Annotated in this window: 16 protein-coding genes; 8 read left to right on the plus strand and 8 right to left on the minus strand. The window is 47.7% G+C overall.

Translation table 11 applies throughout. The features are described 5' to 3' along the window. Positions 1 to 29: 29 nt before the first annotated feature. On the minus strand, positions 30 to 1,181 hold the full coding sequence (locus M0R47_RS13785; RefSeq protein ID WP_292555814.1) for a PilT/PilU family type 4a pilus ATPase: 1,152 nt from the start codon (positions 1,179 to 1,181) through the stop codon (positions 30 to 32). 268 nt (positions 1,182 to 1,449) lie between these two features. Here M0R47_RS13785 and M0R47_RS13790 point away from each other — a divergent pair, with 268 nt between their 5' ends. Further along, on the plus strand, positions 1,450 to 2,508 hold the full coding sequence (locus tag M0R47_RS13790) for a cyclic nucleotide-binding domain-containing protein (RefSeq protein WP_292555816.1): 1,059 nt from the start codon (positions 1,450 to 1,452) through the stop codon (positions 2,506 to 2,508). A 127-nt stretch (positions 2,509 to 2,635) separates the two neighbouring features. Here the strand turns inward: M0R47_RS13790 and M0R47_RS13795 are convergent, their stop codons facing one another. The 4 genes from M0R47_RS13795 to M0R47_RS13810 form a co-directional block, all read right to left on the minus strand. Further along, positions 2,636 to 3,580 carry a sterol desaturase family protein gene (locus M0R47_RS13795; protein WP_292555818.1) on the minus strand — a complete coding sequence of 315 codons (945 nt, stop codon included), beginning with the start codon at positions 3,578 to 3,580 and terminating at the stop codon, positions 2,636 to 2,638. A gap of 175 nt (positions 3,581 to 3,755) precedes the next feature. Next, complete coding sequence (locus M0R47_RS13800) at positions 3,756 to 4,181, minus strand: YqaA family protein (RefSeq protein ID WP_292555820.1); 426 nt, start codon at positions 4,179 to 4,181, stop codon at positions 3,756 to 3,758. Beyond that, the gene (locus M0R47_RS13805) at positions 4,178 to 4,861 is read right to left on the minus strand and encodes a gamma-glutamyl-gamma-aminobutyrate hydrolase family protein (protein WP_292555822.1); all 684 of its coding nucleotides are present in this window, start codon (positions 4,859 to 4,861) and stop codon (positions 4,178 to 4,180) included. The genes M0R47_RS13800 and M0R47_RS13805 overlap by 4 nt, the downstream gene beginning before the upstream one ends. Next, a complete protein-coding gene (locus M0R47_RS13810) occupies positions 4,834 to 5,781 on the minus strand; it encodes an amidoligase family protein (RefSeq protein WP_292555824.1) in 948 nt (315 codons plus the stop codon). The genes M0R47_RS13805 and M0R47_RS13810 overlap by 28 nt, the downstream gene beginning before the upstream one ends. 465 nt (positions 5,782 to 6,246) lie before the next feature. Between M0R47_RS13810 and M0R47_RS13815 the strand changes: the two genes are divergently transcribed. From M0R47_RS13815 to M0R47_RS13825, 3 genes are all read left to right on the plus strand, one after another. Beyond that, complete coding sequence (locus M0R47_RS13815; protein ID WP_292555825.1) at positions 6,247 to 8,817, plus strand: chemotaxis protein CheW; 2,571 nt, start codon at positions 6,247 to 6,249, stop codon at positions 8,815 to 8,817. Between the two features lie 147 nt (positions 8,818 to 8,964). Continuing rightward, positions 8,965 to 11,016 carry an AAA family ATPase gene (locus tag M0R47_RS13820; protein ID WP_292555827.1) on the plus strand — a complete coding sequence of 684 codons (2,052 nt, stop codon included), beginning with the start codon at positions 8,965 to 8,967 and terminating at the stop codon, positions 11,014 to 11,016. Positions 11,017 to 11,358: 342 nt separating this feature from the next. Further along, positions 11,359 to 12,369, plus strand: coding sequence for a virulence RhuM family protein (locus M0R47_RS13825; protein WP_292555828.1), 1,011 nt, complete (start codon positions 11,359 to 11,361; stop codon positions 12,367 to 12,369). Positions 12,370 to 13,149: 780 nt separating this feature from the next. Here the strand turns inward: M0R47_RS13825 and tsaB are convergent. Beyond that, positions 13,150 to 13,833, minus strand: coding sequence for a tRNA (adenosine(37)-N6)-threonylcarbamoyltransferase complex dimerization subunit type 1 TsaB (tsaB, locus tag M0R47_RS13830; RefSeq protein WP_292555830.1), 684 nt, complete (start codon positions 13,831 to 13,833; stop codon positions 13,150 to 13,152). Between the two features lie 107 nt (positions 13,834 to 13,940). Further along, positions 13,941 to 15,863 carry an ATP-dependent DNA helicase gene (locus tag M0R47_RS13835; protein ID WP_292555832.1) on the minus strand — a complete coding sequence of 641 codons (1,923 nt, stop codon included), beginning with the start codon at positions 15,861 to 15,863 and terminating at the stop codon, positions 13,941 to 13,943. Between the two features lie 436 nt (positions 15,864 to 16,299). Between M0R47_RS13835 and M0R47_RS13840 the strand changes: the two genes are divergently transcribed. The 4 genes from M0R47_RS13840 to thpR all read left to right on the plus strand — a co-directional run bounded on the left by M0R47_RS13840 (position 16,300) and on the right by thpR (position 21,007). Continuing rightward, positions 16,300 to 17,367 (plus strand): GGDEF domain-containing protein, encoded by a 1,068-nt coding sequence (locus tag M0R47_RS13840; protein WP_292555833.1) that lies wholly within the window; start codon positions 16,300 to 16,302, stop codon positions 17,365 to 17,367. Between the two features lie 455 nt (positions 17,368 to 17,822). Continuing rightward, a complete protein-coding gene (locus M0R47_RS13845) occupies positions 17,823 to 19,487 on the plus strand; it encodes a multicopper oxidase domain-containing protein (RefSeq protein WP_292555835.1) in 1,665 nt (554 codons plus the stop codon). Positions 19,488 to 19,640: 153 nt separating this feature from the next. Then, positions 19,641 to 20,396: a DUF4405 domain-containing protein gene (locus tag M0R47_RS13850; protein ID WP_292555837.1), complete on the plus strand. Its 756-nt coding sequence runs from the start codon at positions 19,641 to 19,643 to the stop codon at positions 20,394 to 20,396. 65 nt (positions 20,397 to 20,461) lie between these two features. Continuing rightward, complete coding sequence (thpR, locus tag M0R47_RS13855; RefSeq protein ID WP_292555838.1) at positions 20,462 to 21,007, plus strand: RNA 2',3'-cyclic phosphodiesterase; 546 nt, start codon at positions 20,462 to 20,464, stop codon at positions 21,005 to 21,007. On the opposite strand, the gene xseA is transcribed toward thpR, so the two are convergent. Then, the gene (gene xseA, locus M0R47_RS13860) at positions 20,991 to 22,355 is read right to left on the minus strand and encodes an exodeoxyribonuclease VII large subunit (protein WP_292555840.1); all 1,365 of its coding nucleotides are present in this window, start codon (positions 22,353 to 22,355) and stop codon (positions 20,991 to 20,993) included. The genes thpR and xseA overlap by 17 nt on opposite strands. Positions 22,356 to 22,367: the final 12 nt, after the last annotated feature.

Consider the following 22,367-nt stretch of genomic DNA (forward strand, 5'->3'; position numbering starts at 1 on the left):
ACACACGGCCCACCCCTGCGACAGTTTTATCACATAGAAACAAGCTCTTCCTCTTCACCATCTTTCGACTGCAACGAAAGTCCGCCGATCGAACGGTCTTCGCCGGATGCCAGTTTGATCTGCAAGCGCAATTCATTTTGAGAGTCGGCATTTCTTAAGGCTTCTTCGTAATCTATTTTTCCCGCCTGATAAAGCTCCAATAAGGCCTGGTCGAAAGTTTGCATGCCCAGCTCGCGGGATTTCGCCATCAGCGGCTTGATGCTCGCGGCCTCGCCTTTGGCGATATAATCTGAAATCAGCGGCGTATTCAATAAAATCTCGATGGCTGCGCAACGGCCGCCGTCAATAGTTTTGACCAGCCGCTGGGAAATAATCGCGCGCAAGTTGACCGAAATATCCTGCATTAATTTCGCCTGTCTCTCCATCGGGAAAAAGCCCAAAATCCGGTCTATCGCCTGATTGGCATTGTTTGCATGCAAGGTAGCCATCGCCAAATGGCCGGTTTGGGAAAATTCCAGCCCGTAATTCATAATCTCTTCGCTGCGGATTTCGCCGAGCACGATAACGTCGGGAGCCTGCCGCAAGGTATTATGCAGTCCGGCTTCCCAGCTCTTGGTATCGACGCCGACTTCCCGTTGCATGACAACGCAGTTTTTATGGCTATGCACATATTCGATGGGATCTTCCAGGGTGATGATATGGCCGTAACTGTTCGCATTGCGATGGTCGATCATGGCCGCCATCGACGTTGATTTACCTGAACCCGTGCCGCCGACCATGATAATCAGGCCGTTTTTGTTCATCATCACGTCTTTTAAAATAGGCGGCAGGCCCAGTTTATCGAAATTGGGTATTTCCGCGGCGATAACCCGGATAACCAAGCCCTGACAGCCTTGCTGGACATAGGCATTGACCCGAAACCGGCAGAGCCCGGCAGGGGCAATGGCAAAGTTGCATTCTTGTGTTTCTTCAAATTCCTTGAGCTGCTTATCATTCATGATGCATTGCGTCAGGGCCTTGGAATCATTCGCCGATAATGCCTGCTGGGAAACCGGCGTCATCTTGCCTTTGATTTTTATTGCAGGCGGAAAACCGGCGGTAATAAATAAATCAGACCCTTCTTTATGAAGCATAAGTTTGAGTAACTTAATCATAAAGTCCATCGCTTCTTTTCTTTCCATTGACTTCCCCCTGTATTGATTAGCTATATATGGTTTTGCCTGAAATGAGGCAATACTTTTTGATTATAATTTTAATTAGTAAAGATACCTACAAAAAACCGGTCATTACAGACATAACCGGCTTGGGAAAAACATCGCCTGCAAAACAGATTTTACATTATGAAACAATCGCTTATTTTTATGCAGACAGATTTACGGTCCAGGTAAAACATTTATGAATGTGTGATGGCGTAAACAGTCCAAAGTTGGGCTGATTGCTTGTATACTGATGCCGCTAATAACATTGCCGAATACTCAATTTCCTGCGCTGTATATTAAAAACACCAACAAATATAAGGACAACAGCAAGATGTTTATAGACGAGACTCAAGACGATTCAGATGACTGGATGACCGCATTATTAAGGTCGCCGATCTTCCAACGCCTTCCACCTGTCAATTTACAAAAGATCTTAATGAGTCTGGAATCAGTGCATTTTAGCAAGGGCGAAATTATTCTCGATCAAGGCGGCATGGGGGATTATTATTACCTGATTAAAAACGGGCAATGCGAATTAACGCGCAAACCCTCGCCTAACGCAAGAGAGATTAAATTGGCTCAACTGGCAACCGGCGATACTTTCGGCGAAGACTCGCTGCTTTCCGACGCGCCCAGAAACGTCACAATTACAGCACTAACGGATATCTCCTTATTACGGCTTAATAAACAACAATTCGTGTCTTTAATAAAAGAGCCCTCCCTGGCCTTTGTCACTTATCCAAAGACGCAGGAGGCGCTAAAACAGGGCGCTATATTGCTGGATGTACGTGCGCCCGACGATTATGAAAAGCACCATCTTGACGGCAGTATCAACGAGCCTTTTTTCTCGTTAAGGATGCAGCTTAAAACATTAAACCGCGAGAAGCCTATCATTGTGGTTTGCAACGATGGGAAAACCAGCGAGGCCGCTGTCTTTTTACTGCTCCGCAATAAAATTAATGCCATGATCTTGCGCGGAGGAATGACGGGCGCCAAGTCCGATTCGGAACAGGACCTCGCTCTTGCAGATACTATTCAGGCTAATGCAGAGCGCTCCGAAACTGTTCCTCAACATCACCAAGCCATGCAACCGGCCAGTCACTCCGCCAGCCTTGCCGGCAACGAACAGGCCCCTCAAATAAGGCTGCTTCAATCGGAAGTTGAGGCACTCAAAATGGCAAACCAACAGCTCAATGACAAGTGCATGAAGCTGGAGTTTGACAAGCAACATGCTGAAAAACAGGCCAGAATATTGTACAAACAGCTGGAGAAATTAACCCAGGTACTGAACAAGCTTAAAAATGAATGATGATTTATACAAAAAATCAGTCCTGTGTCGCCGGCTTCAGTTTATAGCCTGTCTAAAATCAACCATATTCTTAAACGCTTTTTGTCTTACAAAATCAAATTAAACTCATACTGAGAAGCGTCAGCCTTTACTTAATTTCACTTTGCGCTTCCAGCCAATCCTCAAGCTCACTGCCTGGGTAAAAGCCGCGCTTTTCAGCTTTGTAATAAGCGGCTTCAGAGATCATTGTATCAAGGTTAACAGGCTGAACGGGCGACCTGTCCGCCCTTGTAAAGCCACACTTTACCAGACCGACAAGGTCTTGCGGCGCACTTCCCTTAACACCTATTTCGGCAGGTTTCAGCTCTGCCAGGGTGCCGAATAAACGATCCCATAGCGATAAAACCGAACCGTAATTACGGTCGTGCTCATGACGCTTGACTGAGTGATGAACACGGTGCAAATACGGCGTAATAATCAGTCGTCCAAGAAGCCGTTCGCCCCGGAATGAAATATTGGTGTGATGCAGCATGGTAAAAAACGTAACTATTATCTCATTCGCAAGCACCAGGGCTTCTTGTATTCCTAAAACAACAATTAACATCGCCTTCATGAAATTGATGATTAAGATTTCCAGAAAGTGTGCCCGGAATGCCGTTGAAACGTTCAAATAAGGATCAGTGTGATGCACCTTGTGAAACATCCACAGGCAATCGAAGCTATGGCTGGTTTTATGCCAGATATACAACAGTAAATCCAACGCTAAAAACGCAAGAATCGCTTTCCCTAGCGGATTCGTAATGTAATTTAGCAATCCTTTATCGGAGTATTGTTCAGCCAAGGCCCATAGCGATGAAATCGACAATAACGACATCACAATGCTATTGAAAGTAAATAGCTGAATGTTCGCCCGATAAGACTGCCGCAACCGTTCGCTGAACCGTTGTTCTCTGGGCCAGCAAGATTCAAGAATCACCAACAGCGCAAAAAAAAGGAACAGGATACATGCTGCCATTTTTCCTGACGATATGTTCAAAACCCAGGTTAGATAGGATTGAAGTAAGGTCATTAAAGATTTAAATTCGTTTAACATTGCCATCTCCTCCTCATCAAAAAGTTGAACAAAATTGACGTAAGTGATTAGAGCAAAGTTATCTTAACTAAAAATTATATCCAAAATAGCGGCCGCGCTTGTTGTGTTCGCCATCCAGAAACCGCAGCGCGGCTTGATCCTAACCGGATGCCTCGGTGATTTCAATCATGGAATGTCAAAACATATAGCCTGATAATGCGATGATGACGGCGTAACGCAAGCTTTTGCCCAGGCCCACCAGAATAACGAAGATGCCAAGGTTTACCTTCATGATGCCGGCAATAAATGTCAGAGGGTCTCCGCCCACCGGCAGCCAGGACAATAATAACGACCAGACGCCGAAACGCTGGTACCAGCGCTGGTAACGATGCAGTTTTGAGGCGGGAAATGGAAACCAGCGTTTATGTTCAAAATGCAATAGATAACGGCCTAAGACCCAGTTCACGACAGCGCCCAAGGTATTGCCCGTCGATGCGAACAACCAAAGCAGCAAAGGGTCATAGCCGGCAGCCAACAAGCCGACCAGCGCCACTTCCGAATAAAGCGGAATCAGCGTGGCGGCCAAAAAACTCATGCCGAATAAGCTCAAATAAGCGGTCATAGCGCCTGACGTGCGGATTGCACCAGTCCGTGAAAAAGGTTGCGTTGGCGCGACATATAAAGCAAGTATTCAGGGTGCCACTGAACCCCCATCAAGAAGAGCCGCGACGGGTCTTCTACAGCCTGCACAATATTGTCCAGGTCACGGCCGACGACCCTTAGCCCTTCACCCAACTGATCAATGGCTTGCGAATGAAGGCTGTTAATCTTGCAGCGGCTAGTCCCCAGCAGTTCTTCAAGACGGCTGTCCGATTCTACCAGCAGGGTTTTCACCGGCAATACCGTCCAGCGGTTGCGCGTATAGCGACGCAGGTTGCGTAAATTTTGATGCAAAGTACCGCCCAAATAGGTGTTAAGCAGCTGTTCGCCGCGGCAGATAGCCAATATCGGTATATCCTGTCTCAAGGCTTTTTCGATATAAAGTAATTCAAACATATCCCGTTCCTTGTCGTAACGCGTCTTGGGCAATACCTCCGATTCGTAAAGTGCAGGATAAACATCGTCACCCCCGCCGATCACAATACCGTCTAATCCCTCATGCAGGTGAAAATTCCTGGGCGTCAGCCGTAGAGGGAGGCCTCCGGCCCAGATAATAGCATAACGGGTAAAATACCAAGCCCGATCGCCTCCTTTGCCAGGTCCTGTTACGCCAATTAGAGGGCGCAATAATGTTTCAGGCATGCCTCAACCATTTCCTGCCAATCCTGAAACAGCTCGACCACAGGCCTTTCCAGAAACTCTATATAAGCCCGGCATATTGCGTTCAAACACTCACGGTTACAGGCCAGCCTTTCTACCATCAGCCAGTTATGCCAATCCCTATCAATATTCCAGCCGGGCTTGTCAATCTGGCAGTTGGGCAGCCGGTAATGCAAGGTAGGACGGGCATGAACGCGATGATCGTCAATAACCGACAGCGTTCTGGTTTTATCCAGATAGCTAAATAGCGGCAGCATATCCAAAGCTCGGTTGCGGGTAGGGTTAGCTATCAGGTAATCATCAATCAACCTGTCCTGATTGGGATGATAATCCAAATCAACCACCTGCCGGATGTAATCAGTCGGAAACGGGGAGATATAGCCGGACATGGCGCGAGTTAAGTCGATTTTGCTATAGTGAATCAGCCAATCGTAAAGGCACAGAAAAGCCTTCAGATAAGAAACGATGGTTTCAGGGTCCAGGCTCGGTAATTCCGGATTAAAATGCAGGCCAAAAGCATAAAATGCACCACTTTCCGTGCCTTGTGCGCCCGATTCACGTAACCGCAAAATCAATTGCTCCAGTTCACCAAGACGATCCATAGGAATCGGGGGCGTGACAACTTCAAAAGGCACAATCTGTTCGGCCGCCGTGCGCAAAATCAGCTCGGACCATTCATCAAACTGGGCCAGAAAATCCTCCGGATCCGGCTTGTAACGGCCTTTTTCTTTCAAATACTGAAAATCCAATTCAACTTTAAAATCGCCCAAACTCGTGCCCGTAATGGTATTTTCATAAGCCGTGTGAGCTATGATCGCCCCCCCGAACTGCTCGCGGATCAGCAGGGCGATATTCTCAAGAGTCAACCCGGAAAATTCAAGCTCTACGCCGACACGCCTCATTTCTCCTGATGCTTTGGTGCTGACGGGCGGAAGTAGGGAATTTGGAGTGTGCCGCATAGCTGCCTTTTGTCTTTAGGGTTATCGGGAACTCAAATCAAAATGCGCTAATTTTTAATCGCCGAATCGGCAACGTGGACGGTTTCTGAAAGGGCTAGTCATTATCTCCCGAGCCTAATAAAGATCAATAAGCCTAATTACTTAGTGCGAATGCAATAAAAACGACGTAGAACATGGCAGGACTGGTGAGCCAGGCTCGCTAACAAATCGGGACATCCCTTCATCTCACATACCGCACAAAATTGGTAATCAGCCTTTATTCTATGCACTATTTTTGTGCATTCTTAAGGCGGCATACTTCATTTATCCGCGCAACCCTTATCCGCGCAAGGCAATAAACCATATGGCTCGCATCTTGCTTTGTGAAGTTTATATTTTGTCATCAACGCATAATGAAGGATTAATCACATGCTGTCAGAAACCGAGCGTTTCGAAACTTTCTCTCCGTATATCCGAAGTGTTTCCCAGTGCAAAGAAATTCTCCGCGACTTGAACGGAACTTGGGGCTTGGTTTCTGCCATCGCGGAAATCAGTTGTCCCGCAGAAGCCGCAACCATATTGCCGGCAATGGAAGCCACCAAAAAAGGCTTTGCCGATCTTGAAAGCAAACTGACCAGCCAACTGGTATCCGAAGAAATCAAAAAAACCTGTCTTGAGCTGGAATCCAAAGCGCAGGTGTCGATCGATATTCTGGTGCGCAACCTGTATGAGCGCACCGCAGACATCGGCTTTCTGGCGACCAATGCCGATATATGCAATTTCGTTCAGGCTTCCGCAAACGGCGAAAGAACCAGTGTGGATTTAATTAACCAACTGCTTGACGAGTACGGCTCCAAATATACCGTATACGACGACATTATCATTCTGGATACCGACAGCCGCATATTGACCCGGCTTGACCGCAGTAGCTCGGGCGTCGATCAAAGAATTTCCGATCCGGTTATCCGCAAAACCTTGCAGTCAACGGCAGAATATATTGAAACCTTTGGTAAAACCGGTCTTCGCCCCGGCACAGACCGAGCTCTGATTTATTCAAGGCGCATCGTCGACCCGGTCGATGATTCAGTGATTGGCGTTTTGTGCCTGTCCTTTCGCTTCGATAATGAAATGGAAGGCATATTCCGCAGCCTGCAAAAGAAAGGCGACAAAGCGGTCATGTTGCTGTTGGATGCCGACTCGGTAGTCATTGCCACCAGCGACCAGGACCATGTCCCAATCGGCCGTGTCATTGAAACCGTCCCGGAAGGTGACGCCTACGGCATGCTCGACTTTGCCGGACGCGAATACCTGTCGGTCACGCACCGGGGCCGTCCCTACCAGGGTTATGCCGGACAGGAATGGTACGGGCATGCGATGATCCCGTTACATTCGGCATTCGGTTTTTCCGCGTCGGATAAGGAGATTAACGCCGAAATTCTTCGCCATGGCGACGCGCTGTCTACCGAGCTGTCCAGCCTGATTGCCGACGCCGCCGAAAACATCAACCTGTTCCTGCACCGCGTGATCTGGAACGGCCAGGTCATGGCGACTAACGAGCATGGCAACCTGTTATCGTTGAAGGCGATTCTAAAACAGCTTCGCTCGATGGGAGCCCGCACCGCCCAGGCGCTTGCCGATTCCAGCAGCAAGCTGCATACCACGATGATTACCTCGGAACTGCGTAATGCCGAATCGATCGCGCGGCTGATGATTGATATCATGGATCGCAACCTGTACGAACGCAGCAATGATTGCCGCTGGTGGGCGCTAACCTCGGAAATCCGGCGCATCCTCTCCGAAGGTCGGCTGAGTTCTGACGATAAAGCGAAAATTACCGATATCCTGGTCTATATCAACAAGCTTTACACTGTTTACACGCGCCTGTTTATCTACGACATCAAAGGGAATATCGTCGCCGAGTCCAATCTGCATCACGACCCTATGGATGCAATCGGCAGACAAGTGACTGCCTCTTACGCGCAGGACACTTTTTCATTGCGCTCGCCGCAGGAATACCGGGTATCGCCCTTTGAAGAATCCTGGCTGTACGACGGCAAACCCACCTATGTTTACAATGCCGCGATCCGGCATATTGACGACATGAACAAGATAGTGGGCGGTATCGGCATCGTTTTTGACTCCACGCCTGAATTCAAGCACATGCTTGAAGATTGCCTGCCCGATAAACCCGGCGCGTTCGGCCTGTTTGTGGAACGGCCCAGCGGCCGCATCATTGCGTCAACCGATGCGTCCAATTATCAAAATGGCGAGATTCTCTGGATAGACCCTGAATTTTTTGAGCTGCAACAAGGCGCAGGAAAATCCAAGATCGTGCTTTACAACAAAAAGTACTACGCCGTCGGCTGTTATTCGTCACGCGGATACCGCGAGTTTAAAACCACCGGTGATTATCATAACGATGTTGCTGCATTCGTGTTTATTCCTATCGGAGAAAAAACCGAAGCAACCGATTCCGAACAACGCGTAGCCATCACTTACCCGCAAGAGCCGATGACCGGTGATGCGGTCGATCTGGCAACGTTTTATATCGGCTCGGATATTTACTCATTTTATGCCTCCGAGGTAGTCGAAGCGATAGAAGTCTCAATGATCAACCCGTTGCCCGGCACCAAGTCCTATGTCGTCGGCAGCGTCATGTATTGCGATAACAGCCCTGACGGCAACAATGATAAGACCCCGATCATCGTCATCGACGGCCGGATTTTGACCAATACCCCCATCGAGCCGGACGAACCGATAAACACCGCCGGCGCAATTGTCGTGGTCAAAACAGAAACGGGGCCGATCGGCTTATTAGTGGATGGGCTTGACGCGATTCCCAGTTTCGAGAAAGCGCAGGTTCAGCCGGTCGGCGAATTACTGCGGGGCGACGGTGGCTACATCAAATCGCTGGTGAATATCCCCGAAAGCAACATGACCGGAAAAATGCTGATCGTGTTGAATCAGGATTTGATTTTGTCGGCGGTGCGTGGGAGGTAGCACCGGTATGTAGCTTGCGAAATACGGAGCGATCGGTGCCGCGGAGCTCCTGGATTCCGCAAGCTCCATCCAGGCTACGTGCTATTATGAATATATGCAAAAACATATAATTACTTACTAGCAATAAAACGAGGGAGTAGTCTTCAAATGAAGATAAAAAAACTAAGAATAGAAAATTTACGTGGACTAAGTGATGTTAATTTTGTTTTTGACCAGCCGACTAATGTAATCGTCGGGCCAAATGCTATTGGTAAAACGACAATTCTTGAAGCCATTCGTCTTGTTAAATGTTTGTTGATGCCCCGCTATTTTCAGGAGGGTCAGCAAGTTCTCGTTTCACTGGGCGCAATGTCTCCACACCCTCAACTAAATAATTACCTAGAATTCTCTTCTCTAACTCGCGATGAAACTATACCTATAAAAATACAAATGGATCTTGAACTTAATGGTGATGAATTGAATTACCTTTCAATTAGTTCACAACAGTTAGGTTTAGAAATACTTAAAGGTCAGATGGGTAGAAATGAAGACCAAAATCAATTAGCTCTGACGCAATTTCTTTCTTCGGAAGAAGGTAAAAAAAGACTTGACGAAGCTGCGCGTCAAATTGACAGTAATTTATCAAAATTCGTGGCACCTTTTACCTTGCCGATTTGCCTAACAATTGATCCTGCGGGCGGTATTCGAGGTGAAAATCAATTAAATCAAGCAATGGTTATTCTTCTTGAGAGAAGACATCCCCCTCATAAAGCATTATTTAGTTATTTTCCAGCAGACAGGGCTTTTCCTGCGGGAGAAACAGTGGTCCAAATTGGATCAAATGAAGCAAATAGTCAGATTCAGGCACACATGGGGCAAGCATCAACAAAATATCAGAGACTAAAGCAAACAATAGTAAATAACTTACTTCTTTCTGGCGTGAATGAAAACGAACTACACAAAGACTTCGCATCAGTTTTTGCTAAGCTCTTGCCTGGAAAAGAACTTGCGGGTATCTCCGTTACTCCTGTCGGAACCTTGAAAGTAGCTATTCGAGAACAATCATCCAACAAAGTATTTGATATTGATGGAATGAGTAGTGGGGAGAAGGGATTAATACTCACATTTATGCTACTTTTTCAAACACTTGCTTCAGGTGGCATAGCTCTTTTGGATGAACCAGAACTACATTTAAATCCCGCGGTATGCAAAAACATAATATCTTTCATTAGTGAAGAAATTATCCAAAAAAACGACATTCAAGTGCTTCTTTGTACACATTCTGGAGAAATACTTGGAACAGCGTTTGATAGAGAAGATTGCACTGTACATCATCTAAGGTCACATAATGATGCTACTAAAATATATGAGAAAGATAGCCATGAAGTGTTTTGCGCTTTAGCCCGTTTAGGAACTTCTGCGGCGGATAGTATGTTTTCCCAAGGTAATATATTTGTTGAAGGAGATCATGATTCACTGGTGTTAGAAGATGGGTTTTATGAATTTGTATCTGGCTATAAAATCACAAGCCTTGGCGGTAGGACTGGAATCGAGAAAGAAATTACAACATTGCAACAAGCTGAAAAGAAGGGCGATCTTGACAAATTAAATTGTTTTATTTTCGATCTTGATCGAATGCCTTCAAGTATTGTTAGTACCCCATTAGTAAAAGTTCTTCAATGGGATAGATACTGCCTGGAAAATTACCTTATAAAACCAAAAGAACTATTCGATGAACTTACTGAATTGGGCGTAACTGATCTTGATTCCCGAGGTATATTTGAAAAAAGATTAAAGGAAATGGCACTGCAACAACTTAGTGAAGTAGTTGCAAGAGAAGTTTACGCTAAAGAATCACCGGAGAGCGTTGGAGTTAGATCGAAAGATATTGAAGGCAAGTCTTTCGCAGAAATGGCTGAAATATTGTCGGATAGACTTAATACGCTGAAGTTAGAAATACAGAATCATGATAATTCAAATTGGAAAAACACCTTTATAGATACCTGTAATACTAAACACGCAGAGCTCTTACCTATATGGGAAGATAATTGGTTTAAGCAGGCAAGTGGAAAGCGGTTAATTGATGACTTATATAAAGAGTATAAAATTTCAATAGCTAAATTAACTTTAAAGCGAAGGCTTGCTAAACGTTTAAAGGCAGACAAGACCGAAGATTGGACGCTTGTTAAAAGTAAAATTCTTGATGCACTCACTCACTAAAACTAGAAGTGCATAGATTGGACTGACGCAAGGAAGCCCAACAGACGGAGCTCAAAAAAGCTGGGCTTCGTTCCTCTGCCCATCCTACGGCACTGCATTTTTTGGTTGATTATGCTTTTTAGGGGAGAAAAAGGGTAATGTTAGAGCTATTACTATTACATCAACCGCCGACCCAGTAAGGCGGATTCGCCGCAAGGCAATTCGCCATGATAGGAACCTTGATCCTGACTCCAACACAGTTCTCTCCAAGCAAGTTTTTTGTTCGATTGCTTTGTATATCACAAGGTGGTTTGCTGTAGTGGAACCCCAAAATTCATAAATTTATTAAACAGAATTGCAAGCATGAGCTTAAACGTACCCACTAACAGCAACTTTGTACTCTACCAAACCGAAGACGGCCAAACCCGTATCGAAGTGCGTTTGCAGGATGAATCGGTCTGGCTAGCGCAAGCAACACTCACAGAACTATTTCAAACCAGCAAACAGAATATCAGTCTACATTTGAAAAATATCTTTGCCGAAGGAGAGTTGGAAGAAGATCGAGTCGTCAAGGAATACTTGACAACTGCCACCGACGGCAAGCAATACCGCACCAAACACTATAACCTTGAAGCCATTATCGCCGTCGGTTACCGGGTGCGCTCTCATCGCGGCACCCAGTTTCGCCGCTGGGCTACCGAGCGCTTGAACGAATATCTGGTGAAAGGCTTCACGATGGACGATGCGCGCTTAAAGCAGGTCGCCAACATCGGTTCCGATTACTTCGATGAAATGCTGGAGCGCATCCGCGACATTCGTTCCAGCGAAAAACGCTTTTACCAGAAAATCCGCGATATTTATAAACTGGCGGTCGATTACGATCCCCAAGCCGAAGCAACGCTGGAATTTTTTAAAATCGTACAAAACAAACTGCATTTCGCCATTTCCGGTAAAACCGCCGCAGAATTGATTGCTGATCGCGCCGATGCCAGCCAGCCGAATATGGGCTTGACTGCCTGGAAAGGCGTAAAAGTCCGCAAAGGCGATGTGACCGTAGCCAAGAATTATCTGAATAACGAAGAAATGGACGGCCTGAACCGCATTGTCAGTATGTACCTGGATTATGCCGAAGACCAAGCCAAACGCCACCGGCAGATTTTTATGCGCGACTGGCGCAGCAAGCTGGATGCATTTTTGCAGTTTAATGAGCGCGATATTTTGACTAATGCCGGAACGGTCAGCAAAGCAGTCGCCGATCAACTGGCCTTGGAGCAATACGAAAAATTCAATCAACACCGCTTGGCAGTGGAAGCGGAACAAGAGACGTTGTTGGATGATGCCGAATTACAAAACTATTTGGCAAAAAAACGATGAGCGGGCAAAACAGCATTGCCCCACCCTACCGCACTTAGCAATGAAATTATTGTCAACGTAGATGGCAATTTTTTTATTGTCATTTTTAAAGCTAAATACGCAGTGCGTACCCTAGCCAATATCGCTTCTATGTAGCCCTAGCAGCACCATCCTAAACGCCGACAAAGTCACCGAACTCGATGCCTTTCCCCGCTGGCGTGACATCGCCTCCGTTCCCTGGATTTGCATTGGGACTGATGATTCATTAGAGATGGCGAAATTAACCTGACAAAGCTTCGGCAATCATTGCGGTTATTTTTAGCTCCCTGCTTATTAATTTACTGCTGAATAACCGCTGACTGCTCTGTTGTTTTTACGCAAAACGCCATGCAATTCAGCTTCACCAAGATATTTATTTATACTTGCGACCAGTAGCATGTACCCGAAGCATAAACTCGCAAAAAAACAACTTGTGGTGGACTAGCCACGGGTTATTCAAAGCATCTAAAAACCGGAACCAGCCCAGCTTTAATCGCCCATTAAATTTCTTGTCTTACTTATTTAACCGGAGGAATATCACCCTCAGACTAAACAATAACGGATGACTCATTATGAAAATTTTAAACGTACTGGTTTTACTCGCCTCTCTTTTTGCGATAGCGGGCGCTGCTTTTTTTCAACTTTTTGTTTTACTGGCAAATGCCCTATTTGCCCAGCCAACTCATAATCGGCATCCCTCATCGCTGAGCTAGGAAAACGGTACGCAATGCATAATTTACAGACTGTTTTGGATCATCCGCATTATCGCTCTGATTCTTTCTTGGCAACTTTATCCCGCAAATAAACCGGCATGGCCTGTTCGACGGCAACGGCCAAGCCCTGCTCGAAACCTCGCGCGCCTAAGCGGGCAATCGCACCGGCTCTGGGCAGTAGTTCGGCTTGATAGCGACTGACTCGCTCGCCCAAGCGCGCCGTCAATTCTTGATGATAAACGCCCCAGCCTGAGCCGATACCTACGCCGGTCAGATCGGGAAATTCAACTGCATCAGCCGGAGTCACGGCTTCGTTGCCGATCAGTTCGGCATAGCCTTGGGCATCACGTTGATAAACGCCCCAGAATATCTCGCCCATCCGCGCATCCATCGCGACAAAGGCGACGTTCTCATCATTATGATCGAAAAAATCCTGCGCTATAGCCGCCAGGGTGGACACTGGGACTACCGGCAAGTCTGCGCCCAAGGCGATGCCCTGAATCACGCCGGTGGCGATACGCACGCCGGTAAACGAGCCGGGGCCGCGGCTGAATGCCAGCGCGTCCAGCTGTTGCGGCTTTAAGCCCGCATCCGCCATTAATGAATCGATCATCGGCAAAATCAGCTGGGTATGGACTTTGGGGGCCAGCTCAAAGCGTTCAGCTATTTTGCCGTCAATAAACAGCGCCGCTGAGCAGGCTTCGGTCGAGGTTTCTACTGCCAGTAATTTCATTATTTGGTCTCTGTGGTAATTAACTTAGCGAGTGCTGGCGGAGTGCAGGCTTCGCCTGCAAGTACAAGCGAAGCTTGCACTCCTGTTTAGCTACACCTAAGTCCGTTCTACTTTTCAATAAACTCGTCCTGAAAAAACGCCCGCACCTCTTCTATGTCGCGGGTGCGCTTCATGGCCGGTACGCTGTCTAAAAATATCTGCCCGTAGGACTTCTTTAACAATCTAGGATCGCAGACCATCAATACGCCCCGGTCGGTCACGTCGCGGATCAAACGGCCTATGCCCTGCCTCAACGCAATCACGGCGGTGGGCAGCTGGTATTCGAAAAATGAGTTCCGCCCCTGTTTGGTCATTGCGTCCAATCGCGCTTTCAACACCGGATCGCCGGGGGATGCGAACGGCAGTTTGTCGATAATGACGCAGGACAAGGCCTCGCCCCTGACATCCACGCCTTCCCAGAAACTCGATGTGCCCAACAGTACGGCATTGCCCGCCGCTTTGAATTGATCAAGCAACAAGCCCTTGGGTCGGCTGCCCTGAATCAGCAGCGGGTAGTCTATTTTTTTCTCCAATAATTCAGCGGCCTCTTTAAGTGCGCGATGACTGGTAAACAGGAAAAACGCCCTGCCCTTGCTGGCCTGCAACACCGGCACCGCAAACTCGATGATTCGCGGGATGAAGTCGGGATCATTCGGCTGTGGCAAGCCTTTCGGGTGATAAAACAGCGATTGATGGGCGTAATCGAAAGGACTCCCCCAACTTTCGCTGGCCGCATTGCTCAGCCCCAGGTTATTGGCGAAATGATCGAACCTGTTCGCCACGCTTAAGGTCGCCGAAGTAAAAATCCACGCGGCCTGATGTTGCTGCATAAAAGAACGGAATTCCGCGGCTATATCCAGCGGCGTCCGGCTTAAGGTGAAGGTGTTTTTATAGGTTTCATACCAGCGTATCCATTTGCCGCTGTTGTCTTCGAGAATAATTTTTAACTGCTGCACCAGTTCGTCGGCGCGCTTGAAACACGAATCCAGGCCTTTGGTTTTTACCGAGGCCAGCTCCAATTGATCGGACAAGCGCTGCAATTGGTCTTTAACCGCAGTCAGGCTCGCGGCTATTTTGGGGTTGTTTTCGATGTCCTGCCAGTCGCCGCGTTTAAGCTCGATGCCAAACGCCAGTCTCATGTCTTTAACCTCATGTTCCAGGTCTTCGCAGGCGGTGCGTAAGGCGGGTATGTCGGTGGCATCTTTGAAATATTCCATCAACGCGTCTTTCGCCAGATCGTTCAGCTGCTTGGCGCTAACGGTGATGCCTAGAAAGTTGGAGGCGGTATCGGCCAGCTGGTGCGCCTCGTCGATGATGACCACCTCAGCATCGGGCAACAACTCGCCGAAACCGCTGTCGCGTATCGACCAGTCCGCGCACAGCAAATGATGGTTGACCACCAGAATCTCGCTTTCCTGCGCTTTCTTTCTGGCCTTGACCAGAAAACACTCGGCGTAATCCGGGCAATCCTGGCCCAGACAATTATCCAATGACGAGGTTGCCTGATACCAGACCGGATCGGCCTCCGTCACCTCGGACATTTCCGAGGTATCGCCGGTTTTGGTGCGTTTCGACCAGGATTTGATTTTCGCCAGCGCGGCCGCATCTTCCTTGCTGAAACCCAATGTGGAAGTTAACGCGTTTTTCAGTCGATAGGTGCATAAATAGTTGCTGCGGCCTTTTAACAAGGCGGCGATAAACGGCGTTTTCATTGCCTTGCGGATCACCGGCAGATCCTTGTTAAACAGCTGGTCCTGAAGATTTTTGGTGCCGGTCGAGATAATGACTTTTTTGCCCGATAAAATGGCGGGCACCAAATAGGCGAAAGTCTTGCCGGTTCCGGTTCCGGCTTCGGCGATTAAATGCTGGTTGGCTTCGATAGCATGGGCAATGGCCTCGGCCATTTCAACCTGGGCCTCCCGCGGCTGATAACCCGGAATTATCTTGGCCAAGTCGCCGTCACTGCTGAAAAAATGTTTGGTGTCTGTCAATTGAGTCTCGTGCACTATGTTTTCTTTACTATTTTAAATTTAAATAACAAGTGCAGTTCATTTTTTTATTGGATTGCAAAAAGCAAACAACAAAAATACCAGATTGAGATTTTAAAGACAGTGGCTCGGCTATCTAATAGCTTTGCCGATCAAGCAAATCGATAATGTACTCGAAAAAGAGGGTCTCAAGATATGCTGTCGAACTCCGGCTTGAGAATACCGGTAGCGGCAAATCAACTACAAGCTGTAACGGGGCGACTGCCTTTGAGCTTCAACATCGGCAAATCTTGTTAAAATAAAACGTTGCTACGCAGAATTTATAGAGCCAAGGTGCATTCTGCGTTTTAAAAAACGATTGATGAGCGTGAGCATTGAAAATACCGACACTTGAAAATATAAAGTAACTGATTAGAATAATGCCAATTAATCAATATCCTTGCCTTATAAAATGACTATGGGTGGCTTAACATTTCTTACTAACTATAATGACACGCTGGAACAAAATGCAGAATATCTTCGGCAAATACTTCCTCTCATGTCAAAACATAAAATTGCTACCGATCCTCTTAATTTTGCAATTTTCTATGAATATATTGTTGGCAGAAACATTCCCTTAAAGAATGAACTGGATGAACTACTGGGCAAACAGGATGCTTTTACTTCTGAATTAAGCGTTAGACTTTTAAAAAAACACATCTGCGATACTTCATTCGACTCCCTGGAAAACATAAATCACATCTTATTGCAGCTTATTAACAAAACCGGTGAAGCGTTGGATACTACTGGCGAAAAAGCCAGTGCAGCAACAATGGACTTCCAAAATCAGAGTAAGCGGCTGGAAAACAACCAAAACCTGTCTGAAATAAAAGCAGTCTTAAACGAAATCATCGCTGGAACCAAAAATCTTGCCGAAACCAGCATGGCGTTGCAGGCTCAACTGGACGAGAGCAAAAAGGAAATGCAGTTGCTGCGCCAGGAACTTGCACATGCACGCGAAACGGCAAAAACCGATGCTTTGACGGGACTCTTAAACCGGCGCGCTTTTGACCAAAAGTTGAATGAGTATATTGAAAGTCATAAACAAAGCAATGTTGAACTTTGCCTGCTTATTTTGGACATCGATTGCTTCAAACAAATCAATGATACGTTTGGCCACCAGATGGGGGATAACGTACTGCGTTATACCGCTAATCTGATGAAGCAGCATATTACCAAATACCATTGTGCAGCCCGTTATGGCGGTGAGGAAATGGCCATTATCATGCCCAACACACCGCTTAACCGGGCCATGGAAATCGCCGAAAAAATAAGAATCTCGTTAGCCCAGCACCCTTTAAAGCTCAAGGGGAGTAAAAAATCGATAGGAAAAGTGACCATTTCTATCGGAGTCTCAAGTTTTAAAATAAACGACTCCCTCGAAAGCTTGGTCGAGCGCGCGGACCAGGCAATGTACCGAGCCAAAGATAACGGTAGAAATCAAGTAATGGCCGAAAACATTATCTAGGCCGCTGAAAAATAGAATTTCTTTATTCCGGGTTTGGCGCAGCATAAGCACTGATTATGCCGTCAGCTGGATACTGAATAACAATTGTTTCCGGCCAAACCCTGAAAAAGCGCTTTTGCTTTTAGCGCACTCGTTGGCAGCAACGGGCTATCATTGCCCCAACCACCTACCGTCTAACGAAACAACTGAAAGAAGCCGGGGATTGGCCGGCAGATTGCCGTCAAAACCATCCCATCGACTTAACGGCACTGCAAACCATTTCCACCTATTTAACAAGCAACTCATTCTCTGCACCCTCCGGCTATTGCCAGCGTTACAGCCCGGTTTTAGCGTAAAGAAAAATCTGCATGCCGCATTAATCAATCGTTACTCCATCAAAGTGTGCGACTCCGATTCACACACATCGCAAAACTATGGTACAAAGTCGTTAATGTCACTTGAATTGAGGGAAGCCCATGAAAACGACGACTAATCTGCAACGCCGCAAACTATTAAAATACACCGCAATCGGTATCGCCGGAGCGATCACTTACCCGAGTTGGGTTAAGGCGGGTGAATTTGTCAGAACCAACATGCCGTCTGCCGACTTTATCCCTGACGTTGAAATTGACCTGACCATGAACGCGGTTGATGTGGCCATTTTAAGCGGCAATAAAACCCGCATTTGGAAAATTACCGGCAAAGTCGTAAAAGGCCCTCAAGGAGTGCTCGACAATAATGAAGGAACTTACCTGGCGCCCTCCTTGCGTTTTAAGAAAGGCCAGAAAGTCAGGATGATTCTTAACAATAATTTGCCGGCGCAATCGATTCTGCATTGGCATGGCCTGCATGTCCCGGCCAACATGGACGGCAACCCCATGTATGCGATCAATCAGGGCGAAACCTATGTCTATGAATTTGAGATACTCAACCGGGCGGGAACTTATTTCTATCATGCCCATACGCACAGCGTCACCGCCAGACAAGTTTATTCCGGCTTGGCAGGGCTGTTAACCGTTACTGACGACCAGGAACAGGCACTGAATTTACCAAAGGGCGACCTGGATGTGCCGCTGGTGATTCAGGATCGCAGTTTCGACAGCGAAAACCAGCTGGCTTATTCATCACACATGATGCAACGCATGCAGGGCTTTTTAGGCGACCAGATACTGGTTAATGGGCGACCTGATTTTGCGTTACCGGTCAAAACACGCGCCTATCGGTTCAGGTTGATCAATGGTTCTAATTCCCGCATTTATAAACTGGCCTGGGATGACGGCACCCCCATGACGGTAATAGGTGTTGACGGCGGCTTGCTGCCAGCCCCGGAGCAACATCCTTATGTGATGTTGGCTCCGGGTGAAAGGGCGGAGGTTTGGACGGACTTTAGCGGACGGGCGGTCGGTACCGAACTGAACTTGCGCAGCCTTAGCTTTGATGTTGCGGCGCATGGCGGCATGGGCATGATGGGTGGCGGAGGTATGGGCGGGGGTATGATGGGCGGACGCGGACGCCGGGGCATGATGGGTGGCGGCGGAATGATGGGCGGTGGCATGATGGGCGGGGGAATGATGTCCGTCAGCGCTTTGCCTTTAGGCTCCGATTACCCGATCTTAAAGGTCCGGGTCACCCAAAAGGAGCAAGGCGATAACAGCTTGCCCAAAACTCTGACGCCGATTACCGCTTTGCAGGTCAAGAATGCTGCAAATGCTGGCAATCCCAGAAACATCACCTTATCCATGGAGCATATGTCAGCCTTGCTCAACGGCCGCGCTTATAAAATGAACGATGTTCAGCCGTATGAAACTATCCCGGTTAACAGTCTGCAACTCATCGAGTTCGATAATGGTTTTGAAGGCGGCACGCATGGCATGATGATGAATATGCCGCATCCGATGCATATACACGGTGAACAGTTCCAAATCGTTAAGCGCGAAATGAGCCCGCGTTTCAGTGAAACCTACAGCACAGTTTCCGCAGGATTTATCGATAGCGGCTGGAAAGATACGGTTCTGGTGATGCCGGGCGAAAAAATCACACTATTAAAACCGTTTAACGATTTTAAAGGCCTGTATATGTACCATTGCCACAATCTGGAACACGAAGATATGGGCATGATGAGAGATTTCCTTATTAAATAATCCCGGCTTTATTTCAGGTTAGCCGGTTCCGGCAGCAGGCACTGTGCTGAGGTTTCTTTGCAGACATTATGCTTAGGAACCGCCTAACCTCAAAATAGCTCTTAGCAGCATAGGCGGAAAACCCATGCCCATAGTGGCTAGCTTGTCGCAAACATGAACCGTACCATTATAAACATCATTGTTGATGTGGCCGCGGCCCTGCTGTTTCTCGGCATGATCGCGACAGGCTATATATTGCGTTTCACGTTGCTCCCCGGAAGCAACAAAGCTTTTAGCCTGTGGGGTCTTACTCGTCACCAATATGGCGACATACATTTCTGGATCAGTTTTGGCCTGTTAGCAGTGCTCGTCATCCATCTGATGCTCCATTGGAAGTGGATCGTCACAGTCATCGTCAAGCATTACCGTGGCGTACAAACCTCACCCCCATCACTACTTTATAGCGGCGTATTAACGCTTGTTATCGTAACCCTGACTTTCATGGCCTTCGCATGGATAGTCCAGCATAGCATCAAACAAATAACCCGACCCGCCGCTTTTGGCAATCCCTTTAATGAACAGACAAGTTCAACATCAATTGTTTACTCGGGAAATGATGATTCGGAGCTTACTTTTTGGAAAAATATTTATCCGATCTTTGAAAAAAATTGTTTGCCATGCCACGGACCGCAAAAACAGTACGCCGGTTTTCGTGCTGACCGTGGCGAAAATTTCTTCCGGAACCTTGGCAGCAAACCGCTGATTTTACCCGGCCAGAGTGATGCAAGCCCTCTGATCGCAATAATCTCCGGAGCCCGAGAAGATATGCCTATGCTTGATGCGCACAAACTTTCCGAACACGAGGTATTACTGCTCAGAGCATGGATAGATTCAGGCGCAAAATGGCCTGCGTCGCTCCCCGAGAAATAGCGGCCCGGTTTGATCTCTCCGCTTTGGCCGTTTAGCGTTTATTCATACTACCGTAATTTAAAATCATGCCGGATACATCAAGATTATTTTTTGCCTTATGGCCTGACGATGAAACCCGTCAAGCGCTGACGCGCTTGCATCCATCCATGGCCGCTAAAGGACTAAAATTGGTACAGCCACACAATCTCCATGTAACGCTGGTGTTTTTAGGACAAGTTGATGCTGAGACCGGATCATTGCTTAAGCAGGCAGTGGCCGATATTACGACGCAACCATTTACATTGACCTTTGACCGTTTAAGCTACTGGCGTAGGCCCAGAATTTTATGCCTGAGCTGCCGGCAACCGGCGCCGAATCCGGCGATGATGCTGGTGTCCGCGTTGGAGACGGCAGCGGCAAACTGCGGCCTGCGCACCGATACTCGGCCCTACACGCCCCATATCACCCTGGCCCGACACGTCCGGCATTTGCCGGATATAAAAATCGAGCCGATAGTCTGGCGCGCCGAGGCATTCAGCCTGATTGAATCCTGTAGCGAACCGGAAGGCGTCCGTTATAAAGTGCTACAGCAATGGCCTTTTACCAAACCCATCGCTAATCCGGATCAATGACTTTAACTTGGCTGGTGAACCGGCCTTGCGCGAGACGGGTTTGCACTATATCCCCCGGCTTGAGTTGTTCGGTAGAACGGATTATTTCCCCGGAAGCCGGGTTTATCGTCATCGCATAACCACGGCTTAGCGTTGCCAGGGGGCTGACCGCATGCAAGGTCTGGCTGGAATTTAATAAACGCTGTTTAAGTTGCCTTAGCTTGTGTCCGGTTGCCAAAACCAGGCGATTGGTCAGATAGTCTTGCCGCTGTTTAAGGCTGTTGATGGTTACCGCTGGATTATGCTGCCACAATTTAGCCGTTTTTGCTTCAATCATGCCGGCCATGTGCCGAAGCTTTGTGTGCATGGCTTGATTAAGCCTAGCCTCAAGCTCGTCCATGCGTCGTGCATTTCCAGCCAGCTTCTGGCCGGGATGTTGCTGTTGCAGCCGCTTGGTCAACCAGTCCAAAGTTTGTTGCTTGTGGTTCAGCTTTCGTTGCAGTTGTTGTTGCAGCCGCGTTTCAAGATAGCTGAACCGCGATAGCCATTGTTGCAGATCGGGGCTGGCGTGTTCCGCGGCCGCAGAAGGCGTCGCCGCGCGCAGGTCGGCGACAAAATCGGCAATGGTAAAATCGGTTTCGTGACCGATGCCTGAAATGATCGGAATTTGGCTGGCATAAATGGCCCTGGCAACAAGCTCTTCATTGAACGCCCACAGATCCTCCAGCGATCCGCCGCCGCGCCCGAGAATGATAACGTCGCACTGTTTATGCCGGTTAGCGATCTCTATCGCCTTGGCAATTTCATGTTTTGCATTATCGCCCTGCACGGAAACCGGGTAAATAATAACCGGTATCGTCGCAAAACGTCTTTTTAGCACGGTCAGTATATCCCTGATAGCCGCGCCTGAAGGCGAAGTAATAACGCCAATCGCTTTTGGCAACACCGGCAAGGCTTGCTTATGGGCAGGCTCGAATAACCCTTGCTCCAACAGTTTCTGCTTTAACGCGTCAAACGCCCTGCGCAAGGCTCCATCCCCGGCTTCTTCAATATGTTCGACGATAAGCTGGTAATCGCCTCTAGGTTCATACAGGCTGACTTGCGCCTTGACGATAACCTGCTTTCCGTTTTCCGGTTTAAACGCCAATCCGCGCTGCTGGGTACGAAACATGGCGCAACGCACTTGGGCATTTGCATCTTTCAACGAAAAATACATATGCCCGGAAGCGGGGGTGCTTAAATTGGATATCTCGCCTTCAACCAGAACAGACAGGAAATGCTCGGCAAGTAATTGACTGGTTGCGCGGTTAAGCTGAGTAACGGTGATGACATTGCGTTGTATGGAAGCCGAGGGGGTTATCATAGTCATTACTTTACGCGA

It is taken from the genome of Methylobacter sp. (assembly GCF_023227905.1).
In the GTDB taxonomy this organism is placed as follows: domain Bacteria; phylum Pseudomonadota; class Gammaproteobacteria; order Methylococcales; family Methylomonadaceae; genus Methylobacter_A.